General features: G+C 35.7%; 6 protein-coding genes. 4 read left to right on the top strand and 2 right to left on the bottom strand.

Features of this window, described 5'->3' with window-relative positions:
- Positions 1-286 precede the first annotated feature (286 nt).
- From ACKI2P_RS07125 to ACKI2P_RS07115, 3 genes are read left to right on the top strand one after another with little or no spacing between them, the layout of a single operon-like run.
- Positions 287-979, top strand: coding sequence for an iron-sulfur cluster assembly scaffold protein (locus ACKI2P_RS07125; RefSeq protein WP_407376337.1), 693 nt, complete (start codon positions 287-289; stop codon positions 977-979).
- A 1-nt stretch (position 980) separates the two neighbouring features.
- Complete coding sequence (locus tag ACKI2P_RS07120; protein ID WP_407376335.1) at positions 981-1982, top strand: GGGtGRT protein; 1002 nt, start codon at positions 981-983, stop codon at positions 1980-1982.
- A gap of 49 nt (positions 1983-2031) precedes the next feature.
- Positions 2032-2451: an NUDIX hydrolase gene (locus ACKI2P_RS07115; protein ID WP_407376333.1), complete on the top strand. Its 420-nt coding sequence runs from the start codon at positions 2032-2034 to the stop codon at positions 2449-2451.
- On the opposite strand, the gene ACKI2P_RS07110 is transcribed toward ACKI2P_RS07115, so the two are convergent.
- Together ACKI2P_RS07110 and ACKI2P_RS07105 are read right to left on the bottom strand one after the other, a co-directional pair.
- Positions 2438-2701: a hypothetical protein gene (locus ACKI2P_RS07110; RefSeq protein ID WP_407376331.1), complete on the bottom strand. Its 264-nt coding sequence runs from the start codon at positions 2699-2701 to the stop codon at positions 2438-2440. The genes ACKI2P_RS07115 and ACKI2P_RS07110 overlap by 14 nt on opposite strands.
- Positions 2702-2716: 15 nt before the next feature.
- Positions 2717-3484, bottom strand: a complete 768-nt coding sequence (locus ACKI2P_RS07105; protein WP_407376329.1) for a V4R domain-containing protein — start codon at positions 3482-3484, stop codon at positions 2717-2719.
- Positions 3485-4055: 571 nt separating this feature from the next.
- Here ACKI2P_RS07105 and ACKI2P_RS07100 point away from each other — a divergent pair.
- Complete coding sequence (locus tag ACKI2P_RS07100; protein WP_407376327.1) at positions 4056-4250, top strand: 50S ribosomal protein L40e; 195 nt, start codon at positions 4056-4058, stop codon at positions 4248-4250.
- Positions 4251-4446: the final 196 nt, after the last annotated feature.

The raw sequence follows: 4446 nt of genomic DNA, 5'->3' as shown, positions 1-4446 counted from the left end.
GGTCATGGTATTCTTGCAATATTTTTGATAAATTAAGTTGTTTTCAACTTTATAACTATTAGCCTATGCTGATATATAATAGTTTTGATGATTGATGTAGGCAGGACTCATCTAAAGTATTCGACAGTTTATGACTCTTAGATAATCTATTTAAAATCATAATAATGATTTCGATGATTTCTAAGGATATTTCTATAGAAACTTCTGTTTAAAATTTTAAATTTTTCATAAAATACATTAATTAAAAAACAGATATATTTAATCAGAAAAATTTTGGAGAAGAAAGATGATATATTCAACTGAGATAGAAAATATGTGTCTTGTTCGAAAAGGTGCAAACCACGACCCTGCTCCAATCCCTGAGGAAGGAAAATGGGTTAAGGCAAAGCAAATAACAGATATTTCCGGTTTTACACACGGAATAGGCTGGTGCGCACCGCAACAAGGATGCTGCAAATTAACTTTAAACGTAAAAGAGGGTATTATAGAAGAGGCTTTGGTTGAAACATTAGGATGTTCCGGAATGACTCACTCAGCCGCTATGGCCGGAGAAATCCTTGTTGGAAAAACAATCCTCGAAGCTCTAAACACTGACCTCGTATGTGACGCTATAAACACTGCAATGCGTGAGCTGTTCCTACAAATCGTTTACGGAAGAACACAATCCGCATTTTCAGAAGGAGGTCTTCAAATCGGTGCAGGTCTTGAAGATTTAGGTAAAGGTCACAGAAGCCAGGTCGGTACAATCTATTCAACTAAGGAAAAAGGCCCAAGATATCTTGAGCTTACAGAAGGATACATTACAGAAATCGGACTTGACGATGACGATGAAATCATAGGTTACAAATACATTAACTTAGGCGTAATGCTTGATCAAATCAAAAATGGCGTTGACCCAAAAGAAGCTATTGAAAACGCTTCAGGCCAATACGGAAGATTTGATGACGCAGTCAAAAAAATAGATCCAAGGAGTGAATAAAATGAGTTTGTTTGAAAGTTACGAAAGAAGAATCGACCAGATCACTCCTGTACTTGAAAAATACGGCATCAAAGACCTTGAAGAGGCAAAGCAAATCTGTCTTGACAAAGGATTTGACCCATATGAAATTGTAAAAGGCGTTCAGCCGATTTGTTTTGAAAACGCATGTTGGGCATACACTCTCGGAGCTGCAATTGCCATAAAAACAGATTGCAAAAAGGCATCTGATGCTGCAAAAGCAATCGGTGAAGGACTTCAGGCATTCTGCATTCCTGGAAGTGTAGCCGATGACAGAAAAGTAGGTTTAGGTCATGGAAATCTTGCATCAATGCTTTTAAGTGATGAAAGTAAATGTTTCGCATTTCTTGCAGGTCACGAAAGTTTTGCAGCCGCTGAAGGAGCTATTGGAATTGCAAACTCAGCAAATGAAGTTCGCCAAAAACCTTTAAGAGTAATATTGAACGGTCTTGGAAAAGATGCAGCTTTAATCATCTCCAGAATCAATGGTTTTACTCATGTTGAAACAGAATTTGACTATTTCACAGGTGAAGTCAAAATCGTTAAGGAAAAGGCATATTCCGATGGTGAAAGGGCAAAGGTCAGATGTTACGGTGCAGATGACGTTCGTGAAGGTGTTGCAATCATGCATCTTGAAGGAGTTGACGTATCAATTACAGGTAACTCAACAAACCCTACACGTTTCCAGCATCCTGTAGCCGGAACATACAAAAAGGAATGTCTTGAACAGGGCAAAAAATACTTCTCAGTTGCATCAGGCGGAGGAACAGGAAGAACCCTGCACCCTGACAACATGGCAGCAGGTCCTGCTTCCTATGGTATGACCGATACCCTTGGAAGAATGCACTCCGACGCACAGTTTGCAGGATCATCATCAGTGCCTGCACACGTGGAAATGATGGGGCTTATTGGAATGGGAAACAACCCGATGGTCGGTGCATCCGTTGCTGTAGCAGTAGCGGTTGAAAAAGCGATGAAAAGATAGTGAAATTTCAATATTTCACTTTTAATCTTTTTTTTTAGGAGTTATCGATATGGCCACTATGTGGGGATTAACCGTAAGGGGAATCTGTGAAAATAACGGCAAAGTTCTGCTGCTGAAGATTCGCTCCAAATCATCTCACGATGCCGGAAAATGGGAAATTCCAGGTGGAAAAGTTAAAAAATGCGAATATTTTGATGATGCGCTTAAAAGGGAATATCTCGAAGAAACCGGATTGGACATTGACATCGAATCATTGTATAATGTGGTTAGAAACGACTACACAGCATGCAAGACATCTGAAGAGGTTAAATCAATCCAGCTGATTATGAAAGTCACATGCGATATTGATGAAATTAAAATCAGTGAGGAACATGACGGATACGGATGGTTTGGATGGGATGAAGTTGAAAAAATGATTGCAGAAGGGCTTTTGACCCCTGCTGCACAAAAAGCTTTCAATCTGAAATAGGAATGTAGAAGATGTTGTATCTTCCCATTTCAGTAATCAGTTTAGCTACTTCTATATTTTCCAGTTCTAAAATTTCATATAATTTTTCTTTTGAGAGTGTATAGTGATTGTCCATTTCCTCAATTCTCAAATATCTTGAGTCAACTTCCACAAAACACCTGTGGCCGTGTTCCAAAAGAATTGTTTCTATCAGTTTTGCCTTTTTATAATCTTCAATATTTTTTTTCAATATGTCCTGGAGAGTTGTCATATTGCCTCCCTATTTTTAAGGTTGAATAATAAATACGCACTTTCCATCTCCCATCGAATAGCATTTTGTCTCTTCTATTTTCAAATCAAAATTAAAAAATTTGTTGAATAATGCTTCAAAAATTCCTTTTTCTATAAAGCAGTTCGCCTCTCCTGACCGGGGAACGTATACTGATTCAAAGCATCCGATACATGTTATTTCGATGTGGTTTTTTGTGTTGAAATGCAGTCTTCCCAGATTGTTTTCAAGCCAGTATGACCTTATGTTTTGCAGGAACAAGTCAAGATTTTCATCTGCCAGCTGATTAAACAGGTATTCTCCGATGTAGTTTCCTATATTTTTTAGGATCGGAGAAATATCGATTCCCAATTCAAGCAAATAAGATTTGAGGGTATTTGTTAACAGGGTTGCAAATTCGATGTCACCTTTTTTTACATATTCTTCGATTAATGTCCGGGTTTGATTTTTATGTGCCTCTTTTATTTTTTCCGAATCAATGGACCCGAGGAATTCAGATTCTAAGAAGAAAATTTTTTTCCTATTGTCTATTGGATCAACCCTGTAGTTAACAATACCCTCTTCTCTCAAATCCCGCAGATGCATAGATATGCTGGCCTTGGATTTGGACATGTTTCCAACTATCTCTTCGAAATTCATCTCACCGTGCCTGAGCAAATCAAGAATTTCATATTTAATTGGACTTTTTATGATGTCTATACCTACCATCTGCTGGTCTGTTTTGTTGTTGTTCAATATGATTTGTATTGGGTTTGAGGTTATCATAGTGTGCCTCCTAATATCATTTAAAACGAAATGTTTCAAGGTTAAAATAATATAATAACTTATTTAGTATATAAACCTTTTTAGAATTAATTGATTTTAGTTTAGACAAAATTTAACCGTTAAAGTTAATATTTATTATTTAAAGGAGTATGTCCGATTTGGTACTGATGCCTAGTTTTTGTTGATGATTACAAATCGTTTGATTCACCGGTATCACATTGCAAAGCTTGCGGGGGTAAAAATATTAATCTGCTTTCATCATCAAATGCAAATCACTTAACTGAAGTGTTAACTACTCAAGCATCGCAAATAATTGCAAAAGTGAAAATCCTCTAAACCAAACATTAGAGTTATTGCTGGGAGAATATGGAATTGTTAATGAAAGCAAAAGATTTAATTCATTTAAATACTCCTAAAGCATATGTATATTTAACAGATTAAAAGATGTGATGAAAATGAAAACAAATAAAATTAACCAAAAAACAGGACTTTTTATGATCAATTAAAAATGTTTTCATTGTAATTTATTCATAATAATTGCAGTGAAGGCATGACAAAACAGGTGATTATTATGAGTAAGGTTAATTCTGATTTTATAAAGGGAAATTTAACTCCTGAAAACAAAAGGATTGCAGCAAGCAGAAACATCAACATTAAAATCTGTTTGAAATGTCATTGCCACAACTCCATTAATGCAACAAAATGCAGAAAATGCGGTTACAAAGGCTTAAGACTAAAATCCAAACAGCTTGAAAAAAGAGGATAATAATTATTCTCTTTTTCATTTATTATTTATTGCAGTTTTAGAATTGATTTTTATATCTCAAATAACTAATCAATACTATCATTTGTGAGAAAACATACAATGAAGCTGATATTGAAGGGGAAATATATAAGGAAATAGTTATTGGCGATGACGTGGCCTATGATAAACACATTGAAATGCTGAATGCATAATTATC

This window comes from Methanobrevibacter sp., from assembly GCF_045541095.1.
Classification (GTDB): Archaea; Methanobacteriota; Methanobacteria; order Methanobacteriales; family Methanobacteriaceae; genus Methanocatella.
Note: the sequence above shows the minus strand (reverse complement) of the source record. Positions and strands in the feature narration are given on the sequence as shown.

Excerpts from the sequence above, each read along its gene's own strand:
- ACKI2P_RS07125 (WP_407376337.1), top strand. The coding sequence starts at position 287 with ATGATATATTCAACTGAGATAGAAAATATGTGTCTTGTTCGAAAAGGT.
- ACKI2P_RS07100 (WP_407376327.1), top strand. The coding sequence starts at position 4,056 with ATGAGTAAGGTTAATTCTGATTTTATAAAGGGAAATTTAACTCCTGAA.
- ACKI2P_RS07110 (WP_407376331.1), bottom strand. The coding sequence starts at position 2,701 with ATGACAACTCTCCAGGACATATTGAAAAAAAATATTGAAGATTATAAA.
- ACKI2P_RS07120 (WP_407376335.1), top strand. The coding sequence starts at position 981 with ATGAGTTTGTTTGAAAGTTACGAAAGAAGAATCGACCAGATCACTCCT.
- ACKI2P_RS07115 (WP_407376333.1), top strand. The coding sequence starts at position 2,032 with ATGGCCACTATGTGGGGATTAACCGTAAGGGGAATCTGTGAAAATAAC.
- ACKI2P_RS07105 (WP_407376329.1), bottom strand. The coding sequence starts at position 3,484 with ATGATAACCTCAAACCCAATACAAATCATATTGAACAACAACAAAACA.